Annotated in this window: 17 protein-coding genes; all 17 read left to right on the plus strand. The window is 42.0% G+C overall.

The window, feature by feature from the left end:
- Window positions 1-262 precede the first annotated feature (262 nt).
- The 17 genes from fliB (at window position 263) to KHM83_RS13565 (ending at window position 20,594) form a co-directional block, all read left to right on the plus strand.
- Window positions 263-1,408, plus strand: a complete 1,146-nt coding sequence (gene fliB, locus KHM83_RS13485) for a flagellin lysine-N-methylase (protein ID WP_213237554.1) — start codon at window positions 263-265, stop codon at window positions 1,406-1,408.
- A 12-nt stretch (window positions 1,409-1,420) separates the two neighbouring features.
- On the plus strand, window positions 1,421-2,164 hold the full coding sequence (locus tag KHM83_RS13490; RefSeq protein ID WP_343213156.1) for a TSUP family transporter: 744 nt from the start codon (window positions 1,421-1,423) through the stop codon (window positions 2,162-2,164).
- A gap of 491 nt (window positions 2,165-2,655) precedes the next feature.
- A complete protein-coding gene (locus tag KHM83_RS13495) occupies window positions 2,656-3,816 on the plus strand; it encodes a thiolase family protein (RefSeq protein WP_213237555.1) in 1,161 nt (386 codons plus the stop codon).
- A gap of 32 nt (window positions 3,817-3,848) precedes the next feature.
- Window positions 3,849-4,502 (plus strand): CoA transferase subunit A, encoded by a 654-nt coding sequence (locus KHM83_RS13500; RefSeq protein WP_213237556.1) that lies wholly within the window; start codon window positions 3,849-3,851, stop codon window positions 4,500-4,502.
- Window position 4,503: 1 nt separating this feature from the next.
- Window positions 4,504-5,151 (plus strand): 3-oxoacid CoA-transferase subunit B, encoded by a 648-nt coding sequence (locus tag KHM83_RS13505; RefSeq protein WP_213237557.1) that lies wholly within the window; start codon window positions 4,504-4,506, stop codon window positions 5,149-5,151.
- Window positions 5,152-5,242: 91 nt separating this feature from the next.
- A complete protein-coding gene (locus KHM83_RS13510; RefSeq protein WP_213237558.1) occupies window positions 5,243-6,589 on the plus strand; it encodes a short-chain fatty acid transporter in 1,347 nt (448 codons plus the stop codon).
- A 205-nt stretch (window positions 6,590-6,794) separates the two neighbouring features.
- Window positions 6,795-8,567 carry a sigma 54-interacting transcriptional regulator gene (locus KHM83_RS13515; protein ID WP_213237559.1) on the plus strand — a complete coding sequence of 591 codons (1,773 nt, stop codon included), beginning with the start codon at window positions 6,795-6,797 and terminating at the stop codon, window positions 8,565-8,567.
- 226 nt (window positions 8,568-8,793) lie between these two features.
- Window positions 8,794-9,405 carry a TetR/AcrR family transcriptional regulator gene (locus KHM83_RS13520; protein ID WP_213237560.1) on the plus strand — a complete coding sequence of 204 codons (612 nt, stop codon included), beginning with the start codon at window positions 8,794-8,796 and terminating at the stop codon, window positions 9,403-9,405.
- A complete protein-coding gene (locus KHM83_RS13525; RefSeq protein WP_213237561.1) occupies window positions 9,402-10,403 on the plus strand; it encodes an HlyD family secretion protein in 1,002 nt (333 codons plus the stop codon). Before KHM83_RS13520 ends, KHM83_RS13525 begins: the two co-directional genes overlap by 4 nt.
- A gap of 9 nt (window positions 10,404-10,412) precedes the next feature.
- The gene (locus KHM83_RS13530) at window positions 10,413-11,204 is read left to right on the plus strand and encodes an ABC transporter ATP-binding protein (protein WP_213237562.1); all 792 of its coding nucleotides are present in this window, start codon (window positions 10,413-10,415) and stop codon (window positions 11,202-11,204) included.
- Window positions 11,191-12,264, plus strand: a complete 1,074-nt coding sequence (locus KHM83_RS13535) for an ABC transporter permease (RefSeq protein WP_246543103.1) — start codon at window positions 11,191-11,193, stop codon at window positions 12,262-12,264. The genes KHM83_RS13530 and KHM83_RS13535 overlap by 14 nt, the downstream gene beginning before the upstream one ends.
- Window positions 12,265-12,315: 51 nt before the next feature.
- Complete coding sequence (locus KHM83_RS13540) at window positions 12,316-13,608, plus strand: response regulator (RefSeq protein ID WP_213237564.1); 1,293 nt, start codon at window positions 12,316-12,318, stop codon at window positions 13,606-13,608.
- A complete protein-coding gene (locus KHM83_RS13545) occupies window positions 13,608-14,345 on the plus strand; it encodes a lysophospholipid acyltransferase family protein (protein WP_213237565.1) in 738 nt (245 codons plus the stop codon). Before KHM83_RS13540 ends, KHM83_RS13545 begins: the two co-directional genes overlap by 1 nt.
- The gene (locus KHM83_RS13550; RefSeq protein WP_213237566.1) at window positions 14,342-14,893 is read left to right on the plus strand and encodes a M48 family metallopeptidase; all 552 of its coding nucleotides are present in this window, start codon (window positions 14,342-14,344) and stop codon (window positions 14,891-14,893) included. Before KHM83_RS13545 ends, KHM83_RS13550 begins: the two co-directional genes overlap by 4 nt.
- A gap of 189 nt (window positions 14,894-15,082) precedes the next feature.
- Window positions 15,083-17,284 carry a chemotaxis protein CheA gene (locus tag KHM83_RS13555; RefSeq protein WP_213237567.1) on the plus strand — a complete coding sequence of 734 codons (2,202 nt, stop codon included), beginning with the start codon at window positions 15,083-15,085 and terminating at the stop codon, window positions 17,282-17,284.
- An 8-nt stretch (window positions 17,285-17,292) separates the two neighbouring features.
- The gene (locus KHM83_RS13560; protein ID WP_213237568.1) at window positions 17,293-17,754 is read left to right on the plus strand and encodes a chemotaxis protein CheW; all 462 of its coding nucleotides are present in this window, start codon (window positions 17,293-17,295) and stop codon (window positions 17,752-17,754) included.
- Window positions 17,755-17,768: 14 nt separating this feature from the next.
- Entirely contained in the window at window positions 17,769-20,594 is a 2,826-nt protein-coding gene (locus tag KHM83_RS13565; RefSeq protein WP_213237569.1) for a methyl-accepting chemotaxis protein, read from the plus strand.
- Window positions 20,595-20,607 lie beyond the last annotated feature (13 nt).

The raw sequence follows: 20,607 nt of genomic DNA on the forward strand, positions 1-20,607 counted from the left end.
CATGTCACTTCAGAAAGCTATTGTTCGTATTTCAAAATGGCTAGCTTTGCTGTACCTTCTTTTCAGGACAAGCATTATTCAAAAAATTTAAAATTGGTTGTTGACTTTTATTAGCTGGTCTGAATAATAGTATCATACCACAATAAAGTCAAAACAAATCGAAGAATTTATAGTATAATAGAAAAGCTCAATAGAAACAGAAACCGAGATAAACTCTAGTTTTTAAAAGGTGTGCCCCTATTGATCATGTAAAGAGGTGAAAATGAGAAAACTGAAATACATTCGTCCCAGCTACTATACTGACTTTACCTGCATTGCAGGTGAATGTGAAGACAATTGCTGCATGGGATGGTTCGTTGATCTAGATGATCGAACGTATAGAAAGTATCAGAAGATCCGACACCCTGAATTGACGCCTATTATTCAGCAAACGGTTCGGCGAAATGAACAGTGCGATGCGCCGGAGATCAATTATGCGACGGTAAGGCTGACAAAGCAGCAAAATTGTGCGTTCTTAGATGATCATAGGCTATGCCGTATACAGGCTGCATATGGTGAAAGCTATTTGTCCAATGTTTGCAGTTTATATCCAAGAATCATCAATCAGGTTAATGGGCGGATCGAAATGTCATTATCAGCATCTTGTCCTGAAGCCTTAAGAAAATATCTTTTTTTAGAAGACGGTATTGTCTTCGAAGAAGGTGTTGCCGCAATGCGCTTGCCCATTATCACCTATGATGTCTTTCAAAGAGCGCCTAAATATGCTGGAACACCTGTAGCGGATCTTAAGTTGATTCGTGAAGTGTCGAATGACATTTTAAGCGATCGCGATCTGTCCTTCGCTGAACGGCTGTTTGTACTGGGAGACTATCTTTGGCAAGCGCGTAAAGATCCTCGACGAAAAAAGATGATCATGCCGTCAAAGACAGTTTTTAGCGAACTTTGGAAATCGGATTTTGTCCGCATGGCATTTCAAAATCTGGATGTCGACAAGCAGATCGTTAGTAAGCGCTACCGCAAGTGGCATTTTCATGCAAGGGATTTTTATGAACATGCATCAAAAGATGCATTGAAATCTGCTGAAAAATTATTTAGTGACTATTTTAACCATCATGTCTATGTGTTTGAAAATTATTTTGTCAATCTTAGCTTTCGGAACTTGTTTCCATTTACAGAAGTGGATGATATTTTTGACGCCTATTGTCTTTTTGTCATGCGCTATGGCATGATGGCATATGACTTGATTGGCAATGTGGGCAGTGGTGTCATTTTGGATCAGTCATCCCTTATTGAATATTTTCAAAGTTTTTCTAAAGCAATTGAACACCACCAACATTTTTTTCAGTCGTTTGTATTGCAGCTGCAATCAGAGCGACTCAATAACTGGAAGTATATCAGTCGATTATAACGGGAGGAACATGTGATTGTCATTATTTGTATCGCTGGTTTTTTTGCAGCACTTGTCGATTCGATGGTTGGAGGCGGCGGCCTAATAAGCTTGCCGGCGCTTATTGCGACTGGGATTCCGACGCATTTGGCACTTGGCACGAATAAATTAGCATCGAGCACTGGTGCACTAAATAGTGCTTATCATTACTTTAAGTCTGGAAACCTTAATAAGAAAATTTTAATGACGCTGCTGCCTTTTTCCTTTATAGGTTCTGTGATTGGCGTCAATGCTGTTTTGAGCGTAAATCCGGATTTTTTAAAAGTGCTCATTATTTTTCTGGTTGCCATTATCGGGATATATACGTTGATGAATAAAAACTTAGGGCTAGAAGACTACTATGTTGAACCCTCCAATAAACAGCTTTGGAAAGGTCGGGGATTTGCCGGGCTCATTGGGTTTTATGACGGCTTTTTCGGACCGGGAACGGGGTCGTTTTTAATCTTTACCCTTATTCATCTCTTTGGCTTTGATTTTAAGAAAGCGGCAGCCAATGCAAAAGTGCTGAATTTGGCAAGTAATCTGGCAGCGATATTACTCTTCCTCATGAACAGACAAGTTGCATTCAAATATGGTATTCCCATGGCAATTGCCATGATGTTTGGTGCACGTGTCGGGACACATCTAGCAGTCACGCGAGGGTCAAAGTTTATCAAGCCAATTTTCGTCATCGTCTCTTTCACACTGATTGCCAAAATGGGATATGAAATGCTGTAGTTTTAAATGCGATCAGATTAACGGCTGTCAAGAAGCAGTTATAGCAGGTCTTAAAGCACTCAATTTCAATGATTGGGTGTTTTTTTATGTCATTAGGGCAACTTGCACAAAAAAAGACTGTAAAAGGAAGCCGGAAAGGATATTAAAGAAAAAAATCGAAAAATAAAATGTGAAAGCATCTACGAGAAGTGCAATATAAGAAAAAGTGTAGTCCCAAATGTACAATCAATATTTAGGTGTCGCGATTACGCGACACTTTTTTAATGCTTATGATCTCTGCGATTCGTGGTCTTTTGATTGACAAGTGTCAATGCAGCCATAAAAAGTGTAGTGCTGAAACGACACCGTTTATTTGGAAGACGATTGACAAAATACGAAAAACCTGTTATTGCAACGGGTAGCGCCCTCGATGACATTGTTAAAGTTTTGGCATCCTCTTTGCATATTTATAAAAGTGTACAGATAATCAATGTCGTTAAGGAGGGACAACTATGAATCGAGAAGTCGTAATCGTTGGTGCGGCAAGAACGCCAATTGGAAGTTTCTTGGGATCGCTGTCAGGTGTAAAACCTCAGACGCTGGGTGCCATTGCGATGAGAGAAGCGCTTATTAGGAGTGGTATAGCAGCCGGAGATTTGGACGAAGTCGTCGTCGGCCATATCATGGGAACAGAGCCAAAGGGAAATCCTGCTAGAGAAGCGGCGCTTGAAGCTGGGATTCCAATAGAAATTCCTGCATTTACTGTCAATAAAAACTGTGCTTCAAGTGTTAAGAGCGTAACATTGGCATCTGCCTTGATAAAAGTCGGTGAGCATGATGTCATGTTGGCTGGCGGTATGGAAAATATGTCTGCAATTCCATATATTTTGAAGAATGCTCGCAAAGGATTCAGAATGGGCGAACAGACGTGTAATGATTTGCTGCAAGACCTGCTCTTTGGTATGGGAATGACCGCAGAACGCCTTGCAGAAAAATACAGTATATCGAGAGAAGCGCAAGATGCCTTTGCTTTGCAGAGCCAGCAGAAAGCGGCGCGAGCACAAGCAGAGGGACTGTTTGACAAAGAAATCGTACCAGTCGAAATAACCACGCGCAAAGGTGTACAAACCATTAGCAAAGATGAGGGGATTAAAGGCAATACGACCTTGACGGATTTGCAGCGACTCAGACCGGCCTTTTTAAAAGGCGGCACAGTGACAGCAGGCAATTCTTCAACGATTAACGATGCTGGTGCGGCTGTTGTACTAATGAGCGCCGAAAAAGCGAAAGCACTTGGCATAAAGCCGCTAGCACGTGTACGCGGATGGGCATCGGCTGGCTGTGACCCGGATATTATGGGCATCGGACCGGTACCTGCAACACATAAACTAATGAAACTGACGGGAACGAAGTTGAGTGATTTTGACCTCATAGAGTTAAATGAAGCATTTGCGGCGCAGAGTTTAGCTGTTCTAAAAGAATTGCCATTTGATTTGTCACGCGTTAATGTCAACGGCGGTGCGATCGCCATTGGACATCCAACAGGTGCCACAGGTGCAATTCTCATTACCAAACTCTTATATGCCATGAAACAGCGTGGCGCAGAAACTGGGCTTGTCACACTATGCATCGGCGGCGGGCAAGGCATGTCACTGATGTTGGAAAACCTTTAATACGCAGGCAGCACTAAATAACGGAGGAAAAAATGGTTGAAATCATAGGATTGCAGGAAGCGGCAGAAATGGTGAGTGATGGTGCATCTGTCATGATCGGTGGTTTTATCGGTGTCGGTGGACCGAACAGTATCATTGAAGCGCTGATTGAAAACAATGTAAAGGATTTGACGATTATTTCAAATGATACCGTAACCCCTGATCTTGGGATAGGCAAATTGGTCGTCAATAAACAAATTAAAAAGGCAATTGTGACACATATTGGCACGAATCCCGAAACAGGGCGTCAAATGAATGCAGGCGAACTTGAAATAGAGCTCGTTCCACAGGGGACTCTAGCAGAACGCATTCGAGCAGGCGGCGCAGGACTTGGCGGCGTATTGACAAAAGCAGGTTTGAAAACACCGGTCGAAGAAGGCAAGCGAAAGCTCGATATCAATGGGCAAGATTATCTGCTTGAAATGCCGTTGAAAGCCGATATTGCACTATTAAAGGCATCCAAAGCCGATAAGGCGGGCAATTTGTATTACAATGGCGCAACGCGGAACTTTAATCCCGTCATGGCAACGGCAGCTGAACTCGTCATTGCAGAAGTTGACGAAATCGTTGAAATTGGTGAAATCAACCCAAATGATGTGATGACACCAGGCATCTTTGTAAATTTTATTGTCAAGGGAGGCCGTTAGGATGGAGAAAGCACAAATTATTGAAACCATTGCAAAACGTGTCGCAAAAGAACTCAATAAGGGCGATGTTGTTAATTTAGGCATTGGGTTGCCAACATTCGTTGCCAACTACGTTGATGCAGAGATGCAAATAATCTTTCAATCTGAAAATGGATTTGTAGGTTTGGGACCAGCCGCAGAAAAAGGCGAAGAAAATGCTGATATTGTCAATGCAGGAGGACTTCCTGTGACGATATTGCCAGGGGGAGCATTCTTTGACAGTTCACTTTCGTTCTCAATTATAAGAGGCGGTCATGTGGATAAAACGGTTTTAGGTGCACTTCAAGTTGATGAGCAAGGTAATCTAGCCAACTGGATGATTCCGGGGAAAATGGTACCGGGAATGGGTGGTGCAATGGATCTTGTCGTCGGCGCCAAAAAGGTCATTGTCGCTATGGAGCACAGCGCAAAGGGGAAACCGAAAATCTTGAAAAAATGTACCTTGCCGCTTACTGCTGCAAGTGAGGTGGATATGATTATCACGGAAATGGCGGTCATTGAAGTGACAGCTGATGGCTTGGTGTTGACGGAGTTGGGGCCGGAAACAACAGTAGAGGATGTTATTGCCGTGACAGAAGCAGAGCTCATTATATCAGATGCTTTAAAATAATGATGCGGGTATAACACCGCTAGTGGGCGGTGATTTTGGGTCGGCACCGATTCTCTAAAGTGCCGATCCGTCATAATAACAAGGGGGTTCTATGTTTAAGAAATTAACAAATGGTTGTATTGCCTTAGTGCAAAAGTATTTGCCGGATGCCTTTTTATTTGCGGTTATCTTAAGTATTATTGTATTTTTTCTTGGCATATTTATGACAGGTCAAACGCCAATGGCAATGGTTCAGCACTGGGGCAATGGTTTCTGGTCGCTTCTTTCATTTTCAATGCAAATGGCACTCGTCGTCGTGACGGGCTTTGTACTTGCAGATACGAAAGTGGTTAAACGCTTTTTGGATAAGCTTGCAGGTATTCCAAAGTCGCCAAAAGGCGCCATTTATATGGTTTCTGTGGTATCACTTATCGCAATGTTTATTAACTGGGGATTTGGACTCGTCGTTGGCCCACTCTTTGCAAAGAGACTGGCCAAACGTGTTAAAGGCGTCGACTATCGCCTTTTAATTGCTACGGGCTATGCGAGTATTGCAAACTGGCATGGTGGTATTTCTGGTTCGATTCCGCTAAAAATGGCTTCCGGCGGCTTAGAGGCCGAAACTGCGGGTGCTCTAACAGCTGCCATTCCTACATCTCAAACGATATTTTCTCATTGGAATCTCATTATTCAATTGGCGATTCTCATTATTATTCCATTGGTTAATCGTGCAATGCACCCAGATCCAGAGCATACAGTTGAAGTTGATCCGCGTTTGTTAGAAGATGATGTTGTCATTCGAAAAGATAAAAGTGAAATGACACCGGCTGAACGCATGGAATCCAGTATGGTGCTTTCAATGATTATCGGTGCAGGCGGCCTTGCCTATATTATATGGCATTTTACAGCGAAGGGTTTTGATCTTAACTTAAATATTGTCAACTTTATCTTCTTATTCTCAGCAATACTGCTTCATGGCAATCCAAAAGATTTCCTTGATTCCATCAGCCGTGCAGCACGGGGCGTTGGCGGCGTTATCCTGCAATTTCCATTCTATGCAGGGATCATGGGGATGATGATTGGGAAAAATGCAGAGGGAGTCTCAGTCGCCATCATCATGTCAAATGCATTTGTCGCCATCTCGACACCAAAGACATTTCCATTATACACTTACCTTTCTGCCGGTATTGTTAATTTCTTTGTACCGTCAGGTGGAGGACAGTGGGCAGTACAAGCGCCAATTATGATGCCGGCCAGTGCGAGTCTTGGCGTCGATCCAGCGATTACAGGGATGGCCATTGCCTGGGGCGATGCTTGGACAAACTTAATACAGCCATTCTGGGCACTGCCATCACTTGCGATAGCGGGTCTTGGGGCAAGAGATATTATGGGGTATTGTATCATAGACCTGTTTGTCGTTGGCATTATCACTGTACTGGGCTTTTTAATCCTTGTGTAGCGGCTTACTGATTTTAAATTTGGGACGGCGGTTGTCGTCGTCCCATCATACATAATGGAACATCAAATTGTGACAAAAAATTATTATTGCTTGGTGAAGGATATATTGCATCACACATAGAATACAAGCTTTGAGTCATCAGTTTATTTGAGTCGTCAGTTTAATCGTTAAAGTGAGGCAGATGTCGATAAGGGGGTATTTTCATTTGGATGTATATGTAAATGATTTTGCAGACATAGCTGGACAAGACTATTTAGAGTATCTTGAACAATTAACGGATCATATGTTTGATGGGATTGTTATTGAAAAATCGGGGGTTGTAATCTACTGTAACCGTGCATTTGAAGAAATCGCACAAAGAAACAAAGAAGAGGTGGTTGGTAAAAGTGTTTTTCAATTGTTTATGCTGCTCGGAATGGCGGACCTTATTGATTACAGCACATTTGACGAGAGAGAGTTTAAACTCGGCAACCGACAGATACAGTTTAAACACTTCTTAATTGAAGCAGATTCTGATATGTTGACCCAAGCGCTGATTTTTAGAAATGTCTCTGTTAAAACGATATCAGATGAATTCTCAAATGATCATCAGGATATCTTAGAAATTCTTGGTGATGTTTATGGGCATGCCTATCATGGTATGGTAATTGTCGATCGCGAAGGTAGAATTATCAAATGGGATTATGAAGAACTCCTAGGGTATCGCGAAGAGGATGTCTTAGGGAAATATGCACAGGATGTCATTGAAAATACCCGAATGCACATCGTGGTGAAAACAGGAAAGAAGGAAATTTTTCAGCTTCAAAAAGTGAATGGACGATATTTATTAACATCTCGGATCCCCATTTTTAAAAATGGGAAACTGATTGGTGCCGTTGGAACCACATTCTTTAAAAACGCAGATGAAATGAGAATTGTCGTTGGAAAGATTGATGCACTTGAAAACACAGTCAATAAATACAAACGCGAAATCAGCCATTTTTTTCAGGCAAAATACTGTTTCAAAGATATTATCACAAAGGATGCTGCAATGATGTCATTGATTGATGTTGCTAAAAAAGCTTCTAGAAGCAGTTCTACTATTCTCATTCAGGGGGAGAGCGGCACGGGCAAAGAATTTTTTGCCCATTCGATACACAATGAGAGTAATCGACGATACGGTCCTTTCGTCAGCATTAACTGTGCAGCGATTCCACGAGATTTACTGGAAGCCGAACTCTTCGGCTATGAAGAAGGCGCTTTTACAGGTGCGAGGAAACATGGCAAACTAGGTAAATTCGAACTGGCAAATGGCGGGTGCTTATTGCTGGATGAAATCGGCTCTATGCCAATTGAAATGCAGGCAAAGCTACTGCGTGTGTTGGAAACTAGGGAATTTGAACGCGTCGGCAGCACGAGTCGTATAGAACTTGATGCGCGTATTATCGTGGCAACCAATGAAGAACTTGATCAACAGGTTAAACAGGGAAAATTTCGCCAAGATCTCTATTACCGTTTAAATGTGATTAAATTGAAGATCCCACCCCTTCGAGATCGTATTGAAGATATTCCCTTGCTTGCAGCAAATATTCTACAAAATATGTCAAATGATCTTTTAATCGGCAAGCGCTGTCTCGTTGCACCTGGAACACTTCATATTTTAAAACAGCACGATTGGCCGGGGAATGTACGTGAACTTCGAAATGTAATTGAACGCGCTGTGAATTTATCGCAGGGCGAAGAAATTACCCCCAATTATCTGCCGGATTATCTTTTGGAAAAAGTTGACTGTTTTAGAGGGGATATTGAAGAATACGATTCGCTGAAATATGCAGTCATCAAAGCTGAACGCGAAGCAATTGTAAGGGTTATGAAAAAGTATGGCAACAACAAATCAGCTGCTGCAAAAGCACTTGGCATTCATCGCACATCGCTCTATAAAAAAATGGAACTATACCATTTGAACTTTGACCTTGAATGTTCAGGACAAGAATTGTAGCTTTAAACTACAAATTTAAAAGTAAAAATACGAATTCAAAGGATCTGATGATTTTTTTAATTGAACAAATAGCTGGATTAACTGCTGCCCCTATCACATGATGGGATATGGGCGGCGTTTTTTTGGTCAAAATTATTGGATTAAATGCCAATGGGGCTTGATTTTATATTTGGAGTGTGCCATACTATCAAAGTAAGTGAGTGCTCACTCACTTTTGGAGGATGATATGAAGAAGCGTGAAATAACAACCCAGCAGATTTTGGAATCTGCGGTAGACGTCATTGCCGAGAAAGGCTATAATGCCGCCAAAACACAGGAAATTGCTGAACGGGCAGGTGTAAGTGAAGCCACAGTTTTTAAATATTTTAAAAGTAAAAAAGGTATTTTGGATGGCATTGCAGTCCATGCTGTCAAACTCTTTGGCCGTGCAGTTGCCTTAACACCCATTAAGGAACTGCTCGAAACAAAGCGCGATGTGCCTGTCGATCAAGTGATTGATTTTGTTATTGAAGACCGTTTGAAATTTATTCAAAAGCAGTATCCGCTAATTGCCGTCATGGTGAACGAAGCGCAGTATCATCAGGCATTTCGCGATACGATTGTAGCAGAAATCTTTAATCCCATGTGTGAGGCATTTGAAGCGTATTATCAATACCAGGCTTCACTTGGCAATGTCAGAGAAGTCGAATCGCCGCGCATACTGTTCAGAACCATTGTCGTCAATATGATGGCGCCAATCTTTCAGCGCGTTATTATGGAGCAGCCAATTGAAATGGATGCGCTCAGAGGAGAGTACGAAACGATCAAAGATATCTTAAAACATGGGGTGATAAAATGAAGCGACAACTACTCATAGGACTGCTGCTCTGTGCAGTGATGCTGACGAATTCAGCCTGTACAAGTAAAGAAGCTTTTCGATACACTGGCTTTGTCGAAGTGGATACGACAAAAATAACACCGCTGATCTCAGGTCAACTGATAGCATTAAATGCAGTGGAAGGCGATTTTGTTCAATCTGGTGATGTTATCGGAGAAATTGATCCAGCAACCTTAAAACTATCGGAAGAAGCACTCGCGTATCAAATTCAAGCAAGAAAAATAAGTATGGCGCTTATGGAAGATGAAATTGACGATCGGGATTTGGCTTCTGCTCGAGAAGCACTTGATGGTGCAAGCAGTCAGTTGTCTTTTGCCAGAACTTCACAGAGAAAGGCTCAAGAGGATTACGATCAAGCCAATGTACTTTTTGATGCAGGTGCTATTTCGAAAGAGCAATTAAAACAGGCATCATTAAATGTTGACAATGCAGAGAACAGCGTCAATACGCTGCTGGCACAGTACAATCAACTAGCTTTAAGTTACGAAACACTTTCAGAAGGTGTTGATACGCGTAAGCTTGATCAAATTGCACTTGAGATAAAGGGACTCGAAAACGAGCAGGCGACCATACAGCAGCAGATTGATGACACGACGATAGTCGCGCCTGTTTCAGGAACATTGACAGCACTTACAATCAATCAGTCTGAGTTCTGTGTTCAAGGTTCGCCAATTGGCAAGATCTCTGATTTGACGAAGCCGTATGTTATTTTTTACGTCGGCAATGACTTGCTCTCAAAAATCGAAGAAGGCTCAGTTGTCAATGTCTATCAGGATGGCATCACGACGCCAAGCGAAGGTATCATCTATCAAATTGCCGATGAAGCACAGTTTACCCCCAAAAATGTTACGGTTAAAGAAGACAGACAGCAGCTCGTCTATGAAGTCAAGGCGCATCTGCCGGAAGATGCAGGTTTTTTGCCGGGGATGATGATAGATGTTGAATATCCTGAACAATAAGGAGTTGCTATGAATGCTGTAGACTTAAAAAAAATATCTAAAAAATTTCATCAGTTTACTGCGGTTAAAGAAATGAATTTAGCCATTCAGCCAGGTGAAATTTATGGACTCCTCGGGCCAAATGGCGCAGGTAAAAGTACAACGATTAAAATGATTTGCGGTGTCTTGCCGCCAAGTGCTGGTGAAGGGCATGTACTGGGCTATGATCTTCAAAGAGAAGGCGAGAAAATCAAACAGCATATTGGGTACATGTCGCAAAAGTTTAGTTTGTATGAAGACTTAACTGTATTGGAAAATATTCGTTTTTTCTCAAATATCTATGGTCTGACCAAAAAACAAGCGAAAGAGCGAATGGAGCAAATCATTCAGATGGCAGGGCTGGAAGGACGCGCCAATCAGATGACAGGTCATCTTTCCGGCGGGTGGAAGCAGAGACTGGCACTGGGATGTGCGATTATTCATAAGCCAAAGTTATTGATCTTGGATGAGCCGACAGCAGGTGTTGACCCCGTTTCGAGAAGACTTTTCTGGGAGATGCTCTATGAATTATCGGCACAGGGGATTACGATACTGGTGACGACTCATTACATGGATGAAGCGCAGAGCTGTGATCGCGTTGGTTTTGTTTTTGACGGCAGAAAATTGTTGGAAGGCGAACCGGAAACATTGATTAAAGAAATGCAGCTGAAGAATTTAGAAGATGTTTTTATTAAACTCGTCGAGCAGGAAACACAGATGAGCGTCAAAACGCGTTTTGACAAGCTCTCATTTATTAAGGAGGGTGAAGATGCAGCGCTTTAAACATATTGTCATTAAAGAAGCGCTCCACATTCGGCGTGATCGCGCCAGTATGGTAATGCTGATTATGATGCCGGTGTTCTTTATGCTGATGTTTGGCTATGCCGTAAATACAGAAGTGGATCACATCTACATGGGTGTGCTGGACAACGATCACACTTATGAGAGCCGCGAACTCGTTCGAACGTTTACAACTTCGAATTATTTTGAACTATACAGCTATTATCATGATATAAAAGCAATTGATACAGCGCTTGACAGCGGGGAAATTAAAACGGCAATTGTCATTCCAAAGGGATATGGGAGTGATCCTATTGAAAGTGAAATAGCCTTTTTCGTCGATGGATCAGATCCCACTGTAGCGAGAACAGCTCTGCAGAGCGGCAGTTTGATTGCTCAGTCGCAAAAGGGGATGACACTACAGGGAAACTTTAGGACAACGGTCTGGTATAATCCATCCATGGAAAGCAGGCAATTTACCATACCGGGACTCATGGGGCTCATTATGCAAAACATTACCGTAATGTTGACAGCATTTTCGCTTGTTAGAGAGCGTGAACGCGGTACCATTGAACAACTGATGGTATCGCCGATTAAATCGTATGAACTCATCATTGGGAAAATGATTCCCTATGTCGTCATTGGTAATATCGACTTTCTCATTACCATTTTCTTTGGTATGGTGTGGTTTAATGTCCCGTTTAGAGGCAGCATGGCTCTATTGCTGATTTTAGGAAATGCTTTTATTTTTAGTGCACTGGCAATTGGCATGCTGATTTCAACTGTTTCGAAAAATCAGCTTCAGGCGATGCAGATGTCTTTTCTCATTATTCTGCCAAGTGTACTGCTCAGTGGCTTTGTTTTTCCGAGAGATGCTATGCCGACATTCATTTACTATATTGGCTACGCCATTCCACTGACCTATTTTCTCGATATTCTTCGCGGCATTATTATTAAAGGTGTTGGCTTCGAAATCATTTGGCAGCAAACACTAGCGCTAACCATAATGAGTATTCTTTTACTCACAATAGCCTCAATTCGGTTTAAAAAGCGTTTAGAGTAGTTGTAACGCGGTTATAAAAATGTTACGATGATGAAAATGAGGTGTGGCGATATGATAAAATTATTAATTGTTGATGACAGCAAGATCAACCAGGTTTTTGCAAGAGATACGATTTTGTCGCATCAAATTGAATGCGATATTGATCTATGCAGCAATGGCGAAGAGGCACTAAAACGCATTTATGGTGCTGCCTATGACTTGATATTGCTCGACATTATTATGCCGGGGATATCCGGTGTTGAAATATTACAGAAGCTGCGGGAAACACCGCCGGATCACTTGCCGAAAATCGTCATGCTAACCAATATCAACAACCTCAATACCATTCGCACTTGCTTTGAACTCGGTGCCAGTGACTATATTAAAAAGCCATTTGAAGATGTTGAGTTTACATCGCGGATCAATTCAATTATTCGTGAAATTCACAGCGATAACGAGCGCATTGCAAATTTAAAAGTCATTGCAGAGCAGAATCAGGCGCTGAAAGAAGTGAATCAATCACTGAAAGAAGCACAATATTATCTGCTTCAAAAAGAGAAACTGGTGGCAATTGGTGAATTGGCGGCTGGGATTGCGCATGAAATCAATAATCCTTTGGCATTTGTCATGAGCAATTTTGAAATGCTGAAAAATTATTTTACAGATTTAACACCGATACTGGAAGGCATAAAAGCACTAATTGATGAACAATGCAAGGATGAAATGCAGTTTAACCGCATTAAGACGATGTGGCAGTCGCAAGATGTCGATTTTGTACTCGCCGACCTTCCCGATATCTTTAGCGATAGTGACAAGGGGTTAAACCGCGTTGCCAAAATCGTTCAGAGTATGCGAAATTTCGCACGTGTTTCGGAAGATGAAGTCTATGAATTTGTCAATATTGATGAAGTAGTCGAAGAGACCATGCTCATTGTCAATAATGAGATTAAATATGTTGCCACAATTAATAAATATGTTCAGGAAGGGCCTCTCATTTATTGCAATAAGGGACAGATAGAGCAAGTACTCGTCAATGTGCTGGTCAATGCTGCTCAAGCAATTAAAGCAAGAGAATATCAGCAGCTTGGCGAAATTAACATTGAAGTGATCATGACGGAACTCTATTGTGAAATTCACGTCAGCGATAATGGTACCGGTATTGATACTGCGCATCTCAATCGTATTTTTGAACCGTTTTTCACCACGAAACCAGTCGGTCAAGGGACTGGCTTGGGTCTGAGTATTTCATATGATATCGTTGTGAATAAACACAATGGGAAACTGGAAGTTCAGTCCAAAAAAGGGGTTGGCAGTGAATTCGTGGTCATGCTGCCGATACTGACAAATGAAGTTGGAGATAAGTAATGCTGAGAACAATCATCTGGTTTGTATACTTTTGGGCCAGTCTCATCAGCTATGTGCCGTCCTATCTTAAATTAAAGGACATGCCGAATGATGAGGCGAGGCTGATCGCAGCCGAACGCAAGGCGAGGCATTGGTCAGAAAAATTATTAAAACTTGCAGGGACGCAAATTGAAGTGAAAGGATTAGATCATCTGCCCAAAGACGGTCCAATCCTTTTTATTGCCAATCATCAGTCAAATTTTGACATACCGTTGATGATTGCTTCGCTGCCGGTACCCGTAGGGTTTGTGGCAAAATTGGAACTTGAAAAAATGCCATTTGTCAATGGCTGGATGAAGGCGCTTCAATGTACATTTATCGATCGAAGCGATATTCGAAAGCAAGTCCGTGCCATAAATGAAGGTGCAGTGCGCCTAAAAAAAGGCTATCATATTGTGCTTTTTCCTGAAGGAACGCGCAGTGCTGACGGCAAAATACAGGATTTTAAACCCGGTGGGTTGAAACTTGCGACGAAATCAGGTGCAGCTATTGTACCGATAACCATAGACGGCTCAATTGGCATTATGCAGAAGGGCAGTCTGAAAATTAACCCTGCGACAGTTACAATTACCATCCATCCGCGTTATGAGATGGAATCGAAAGACACTGTTGCCAATATGGCGGCAATAAAACAGCAAATTGGAACAATCATTGAAGCGCGTTCTCATGGAACGTTGCGTGAGGAACAGACAGCATGAAAGGCAAAGGCAAGCGAAAAAGAAGGCAGTTGAGACCGGGTGTCTTCCCCAAAATCTATGGTCTCGGTACACCGGTTTTATTTTTCGATGATATCTATACAGTGGTGCCAGCCACGTCGAAAAGCCACGTTCAAATACAGGATAAGACAATTTGTCTCAAAGTGGACTGGCACGATTCAGAGGCTGTCAAACAAGAGGTTTTAAAATTGCTGCGATTAGCGTTAACAGCGAAAATACACGAACGCGTTATGGTGTACAGTAATTATTACAATGTTTCGTACGGCACGATTCGCATTAAGAACATCCGATCGCGTTGGGGGAGCTGTTCCAGTCTGGGCAATCTTAACTTTAATCTTCAGTTAGCAGGGGCATCTGATACAATTATTGACTACATTGTTGTTCATGAGATTTGTCATTTGCTTCATCTAAACCATTCACCTGAGTTCTGGAAAACAGTAGAAAAGACGATACCCGATTGGCGGATACACCGCAAATGGCTGCGTGAAAATGGCCATTTACTGAATCTTGATTATCAATTTCATAAGTGAAGATAGGTCTAAAGAGCTACTCGAATAAGTAGCTCTTTTTCTTTTGATACCTTACAAATACGGTTCCAATACATGTACTGTTAAACTGTGAAGCGGTGATTCATTCGGTTTACAATAGGAATACGTGTTTAGAACTTTGGGAAGTTGGTATTAATCTATTGAATACCTATAGCAAAGGGAGGTAGGTAAATGAGTGATTTCAATACAAACGAACCGATGATTGAAATGTATATCTACGAGACGGTGCAACTCATTGATCGGCTGGAACAATTGGTGATGGAAACGGAGGAAACAGCCAGTTTGGCATTTGCCATTGACGAGATATTCAGAATTATGCATACCATCAAGGGGAATTCGATGATGATGCTCTATGAGAATATCGCCGTTGTTGCGCATCGGCTGGAGGATTTGTTCGACTTGCTCAGAAAGGATGAAAGTGTTGTTTACGATGTCGGAAAGATTACAGATCTGACGCTGGAAATGATTGATTTCGTCAAAGCTGAAATTCAAAAGTTAGAACGAGGTATAACCCCAAATGGGAACTCCGATGAACTGAAACAGACGATTGTCGCCTATATGAATTCATTAACATTCATGAACGATCAGCCGGACATTAAGTTAGAGGATACTGTCGACACCAATGACCAGCGCTATTATCTATCTCCTACAAAAACGGAGGCCAAAGCTGAAAATAGTGTTTCAGCAGAAACAGATATTCAGTGCTATAAGGCAAGTGTCCACTACGAGGCCGGCAGCGGCATGGAGAACATTCGAGCTTTTACTTTTATCCACACGGTGAAGGAAAAGTGGATCGAATACCATCATTATCCTAAAGATGTTACCAATGACCCGGATGCCGGCACAGTGATACTTGAAAAGGGATTTCACATTATCTTTAAAACGAAACTAAATGAAACAGAAGTTACAGCACTGTTTGATGCCATTAGCTTTTTAGACCATTACATATTAAATCCAATTGATGAGCAGCAATACATAGACTATCTTGAAGCGTACCAAATAGATAATGTCAATACTTTTATCAGTGAACCAAAGGTAGAAAAATCAGCTGAGGAAGAACTAGAAGCAGCTGAAGATGAAATGATACCGCCGGCATTTGAAACAACAGAAACAATGCCAAAATCGGAAGATGCTGCGATTGAACACATTAAAAAGGCGTTAAACCCTAAATCAAAAACAGATACATCGACGAAAGAAGTCAGTGTACCGGCACAGACTAAAGCTGCGATGATTAGTGTTGATGTTCATCGCGTTGACAAATTGATGGATCTCGTCGGCGAACTCGTCGTCTCAGAGGCGATGGTGACGCAAAATCCTGAAATTCAAAAGCTTCAGCTCGAAAGTTTTGAAAAAGCGGCTAGGCAATTCAGAATCATCATGAATGACCTACAGGATACCGTTATGAGCATGCGTATGGTGCCGTTGGCACTAACATTCCAGAAGATGAATCGAATCGTCCGAGACATGAAGAAAAAGATCGGAAAGGACGTGGAACTCGTCATCATTGGTGAACAGACGGAAGTTGACAAGAACGTTATTGAAAACATCAATGACCCTTTAATGCACATCATTCGGAATTCAGTAGATCACGGGATTGAAACGATCGAAGAGCGCGTGGATGCGGGTAAAAACGAAAAGGGAACGATTACACTTGAAGCCAAACATTCGGGAGGTGACGTCTGGATTATCGTCAAAGATGATGGACGTGGACTGGATCGTGAAAAAATTCTAGACAAGTGTGAAGATCGTGGGATATTGACAAAATCCCGAGAAGACTATTCGGATAGGGAAGTCTACGAGATGCTTTTTGCCCCAGGTTTTTCGACGAAAGAGCAGGTGACAGAGTTTTCCGGACGCGGCGTCGGACTGGATGTCGTCGCCAAGAATATCAAAAAGATCGGCGGAAGCGTTATTATTTCATCAGAGCTCGGCATGGGCAGTGAATTTGCTATAAAAATTCCGCTAACACTTGCCATTATCAACAGTATGATGATGCAAGTGGGAAAAACGATCTTCAGTGTACCCATTGTCTCAATTAGATCGTCATTTATTGCAAATGAACGCGACATCACAACAGACCCAGATGGCCATGAGATGGTGATCGTCAGAGGGCAAGCTTATCCAATTATAAGACTTCACAAGCGGTATAATTTGGAAACAGAAGTAAAAGCGTTAAGTGATGGTATTTTGATGATGATAGAGGAGAATGGACGAACGCGCGTCTTTTTCGCAGATGCTATTCTTGGTGAACAGCAACTTGTGGTGAAGAGTCCACCGCACTATCTAAAGCATGTAGAAGGCTTGACCGGATTTGCACTGCTGGGTGACGGACGAATCAGCATCATACTCGACCCCGATCAGCTGGTAAGTTAGGAGGCCATATGAATCATGAAAATATAGCGGAAGAAGCAGTAGCCCTAACCTCGCAAGAGTTGAAGAAATTCTTGACCATCAGCATTGATAATGAAATATACGGCATTGATATTGAACACGTCAATGATATCAATCGCATTCAGGAAATTACAGAAGTACCTAATCAAGATCATTATGTGATGGGAATCATTAATTTAAGAGGGCAGATTGTCCCGGTGATTGATATTCGCAGACGCTTTGTTAAAAATGAAATTGAATATGACGATCGAACCTGTATTATCGTCATTCGGTATGAAGAAAATATTGTAGGTCTTATTGTAGACCGGGTTGTAGAGGTCCTGTCAATACCAATATCACTATTGACAAAGACCGATTCAAACGATCAAAAGAGTAAATTCATCATGGGGATTACGAAATATAATGATCAAATCATAACGCTCTTAGATATTGAGCGGATACTTTTTGATTAAGAAGGGAGCGAACCATGCTTAAAAACCGAAAAATTGGGACGAAATTGTTGTTCGGCATCGGCTTAATGGTGGTTATCATTTCATTGGTAATTGGCTATACCATCTATAACTTGCAGCTGGAAAAGATGCAAGCAGATTTATTACAAGATAAATATGTTGAAAACTTGAAAATCGTGTTTGATTTTAAAGATCATGTATCTGATGTTATGTATAATATGCGCGCCTATGGATTGTCCGGCGAAATGAGTTATTATGATGAAGGCGTCTTAAATATGGAAGCGGCCGCCGATAACTTGGACGATTTAAAGCAGTTTGCTGCGCGGTTCCCGGAAGACACTGCATTGCAGGAAAGCTATAATAGTGCTGCGAAAGCACATGCAACATACTTTGAAGCAATTCATGGTACATATGATGCAATGATGGCGATGTCAGCAGGCGTTAAAGCGCTAGACGATATTACAGACCAATTTGTTGAAGAATCGACAAACTATTATGAAGATCAAGTGAAAAAACTGCGAGACCAAATTGAGAGCAATGACAGTGATGAACTTTTGCTCGACAGAGAGCAAAAGATCGTCAAGATGACGGACATTATCAATAGTGTCAATGATATCCGCGTCAATGCGCGCACGGCTATCGCAGCGAATGATGCATCGGCACTGATTGCGGCATCAAAGCAGTTTGATTTTATTCACATCACACTGGATGAACTCTTTGCCGTGACAAAACAGCAATACAATATGGATCAGCTTAATATTATTCATCAAAATGCTGAGGATTACGCTGATACACTGGTTGAGCTCGCCGGATTGTATACAGATTTGAGTGCACTTGGCGATGTTCGAAAACAGAGTGGCGATTCGCTTCAGGCAGTTGCCAATACGCTTTCGAGCACTAATATGAACAGCATTATGGTTGCCGCTGAAGAAACGGTTTCCGGTGTCAACAATACGACTAATGTTTTGATTTACGGCTTTATTATTGCACTGCTTATTGGGATTGTCATCAATGCCTACATTGTGAGAGGACTGACGAAATCTATTAAAAAACTCACCGGTGCAGCGGAGACATTGGCAACCGGGGATATCGATGTGGTACTCGAATCGAAGGGCAAAGATGAAATTGGCATCATGACAGATGCATTTAACAAGATGATTGACAGCATCAAACAGCAAGCAGATGTCGCTGCAAAAATTGCAGAAGGACATCGCAACATTGATGTTGTTGTTAAATCTGATAAAGATATACTGAATATGAAGTTGAAAGAAGCTGTTCAGAGTTTGAATCTCTTACTTCAAGAAACGGATAAACTGACAAAGGCGGTCATGCAGGGCGATTTATCAGAGCGCGGCAAAGAAGGCGTTTTAAATGGTGTCTGGAATGATCTGATCGTAGGTATTAATCGACTGATCGATGCATTTGTCAATCCAATTAACTTGACAAATGAATATGTTACAATGCTCGGGAATGGTGTTGTACCAGAAAAAATTGATGCAGAATACTATGGTGATTTCAATGAGATCAAAGTGAGTATCAACCGCTGTATCGACGGTATTGACGGTTTGGTGGCAGATACCAACGAGCTCATTGACGCTGCACAGTCTGGCGATTTAGCCTATAGGGCCGATGCGAGCAAACATATGGGGCAATACGGCCGCATCATTAAAGGGATTAATGAAACCCTTGATGCAACGACAAAACCGGTTATGGAAGCTTCCGCAGTGCTGAAGGAAATGGCAGCCGGTAATCTGAAAGTGAAGATGACAGGTGAATACAAAGGCGATCACAATGCCATCAAACAAGCCCTTAATCAAACGATTACCTCATTGGTTGGTTACATTGATGAAATTGCCATGGTGCTTGGGCGTATGAGTGAAGGTGATTTTACAGTGCGTGTAACGCGTAAATTTGAAGGGGATTTCATTGCGATCCAAGAAGCATTTGTCAACATTTTAGATTCGCTCAATAAAATTCTTGGCGACATCAATGTATCTGCTGAACAGGTCAGCTCAGGTGCAGGTCAAGTTAGCGCATCGTCTCAGGCGTTGTCTCAAGGTTCAACAGAACAAGCGAGCTCCATTGAAGAAATTACTTCTGCCATGACGCAAGTGGCAGAGCAAACGAAGGAAAATGCGCTTAATGCCAATAAGGCAAATGCATTAACCGTTAAGGCAAAAGAGGGTGCTATTTCAGGCAACGAGCAAATGCAAGGCATGGTCGATGCAATGCGTGAAATTAACGAATCGTCGAAAAATATTTCGAAGATTATCAAGGTAATAGATGAAATTGCTTTCCAAACCAATATATTAGCACTTAATGCCGCAGTTGAAGCAGCGCGGGCCGGAGAGCATGGCAAAGGTTTTGCCGTCGTCGCCGAAGAAGTTCGAAACTTGGCTGCACGAAGTGCCAATGCAGCAAAAGAAACAACGGGATTAATTGAAAACTCTATCAACAAAGTTGAAAGCGGTACTGAAATAGCGAATGTGACGGCAAGTTCACTCAGTGAGATCGTCGAGGGCGTATCAGAAGTAGCCACGTTAGTATCAACGATTTCCAATGCTTCCAATGAACAGGCGATTGCTATCTCACAAATCAATGAAGGCGTTAATCAAATTTCTGATGTTACGCAGAATAATACGGCAACGGCGGAAGAAACTGCGGCAGCCAGTGAAGAAATGTCAGCTCAGGCTGAACTATTGAAAGATATGATTTCTAAATTTGAGCTCACGACGAAAACCCGTCATGTCGTTCAGCCAAAAGCTGAAAAACGTGAAGAAAAAACGTCGGCAGAATCGCCAAAACACATTCAATTAGATGATACGGAATTTGGCAAGTATTAATGCAGCAGAGGGC

This window comes from Fusibacter paucivorans (assembly GCF_018390735.1).
GTDB classification, from domain to species: domain Bacteria; phylum Bacillota; class Clostridia; order Peptostreptococcales; family Acidaminobacteraceae; genus Fusibacter; species Fusibacter paucivorans.

Excerpts from the sequence above, each read along its gene's own strand:
- KHM83_RS13565 (WP_213237569.1), top strand. The coding sequence starts at position 17,769 with ATGCTTAAAAACCGAAAAATTGGGACGAAATTGTTGTTCGGCATCGGC.
- KHM83_RS13500 (WP_213237556.1), top strand. The coding sequence starts at position 3,849 with ATGGTTGAAATCATAGGATTGCAGGAAGCGGCAGAAATGGTGAGTGAT.
- KHM83_RS13505 (WP_213237557.1), top strand. The coding sequence starts at position 4,504 with ATGGAGAAAGCACAAATTATTGAAACCATTGCAAAACGTGTCGCAAAA.
- KHM83_RS13495 (WP_213237555.1), top strand. The coding sequence starts at position 2,656 with ATGAATCGAGAAGTCGTAATCGTTGGTGCGGCAAGAACGCCAATTGGA.
- KHM83_RS13530 (WP_213237562.1), top strand. The coding sequence starts at position 10,413 with ATGAATGCTGTAGACTTAAAAAAAATATCTAAAAAATTTCATCAGTTT.
- KHM83_RS13535 (WP_246543103.1), top strand. The coding sequence starts at position 11,191 with ATGCAGCGCTTTAAACATATTGTCATTAAAGAAGCGCTCCACATTCGG.
- KHM83_RS13520 (WP_213237560.1), top strand. The coding sequence starts at position 8,794 with ATGAAGAAGCGTGAAATAACAACCCAGCAGATTTTGGAATCTGCGGTA.
- KHM83_RS13525 (WP_213237561.1), top strand. The coding sequence starts at position 9,402 with ATGAAGCGACAACTACTCATAGGACTGCTGCTCTGTGCAGTGATGCTG.
- KHM83_RS13540 (WP_213237564.1), top strand. The coding sequence starts at position 12,316 with ATGATAAAATTATTAATTGTTGATGACAGCAAGATCAACCAGGTTTTT.
- KHM83_RS13555 (WP_213237567.1), top strand. The coding sequence starts at position 15,083 with ATGAGTGATTTCAATACAAACGAACCGATGATTGAAATGTATATCTAC.
- KHM83_RS13545 (WP_213237565.1), top strand. The coding sequence starts at position 13,608 with ATGCTGAGAACAATCATCTGGTTTGTATACTTTTGGGCCAGTCTCATC.
- KHM83_RS13510 (WP_213237558.1), top strand. The coding sequence starts at position 5,243 with ATGTTTAAGAAATTAACAAATGGTTGTATTGCCTTAGTGCAAAAGTAT.
- KHM83_RS13550 (WP_213237566.1), top strand. The coding sequence starts at position 14,342 with ATGAAAGGCAAAGGCAAGCGAAAAAGAAGGCAGTTGAGACCGGGTGTC.
- fliB (WP_213237554.1), top strand. The coding sequence starts at position 263 with ATGAGAAAACTGAAATACATTCGTCCCAGCTACTATACTGACTTTACC.
- KHM83_RS13560 (WP_213237568.1), top strand. The coding sequence starts at position 17,293 with ATGAATCATGAAAATATAGCGGAAGAAGCAGTAGCCCTAACCTCGCAA.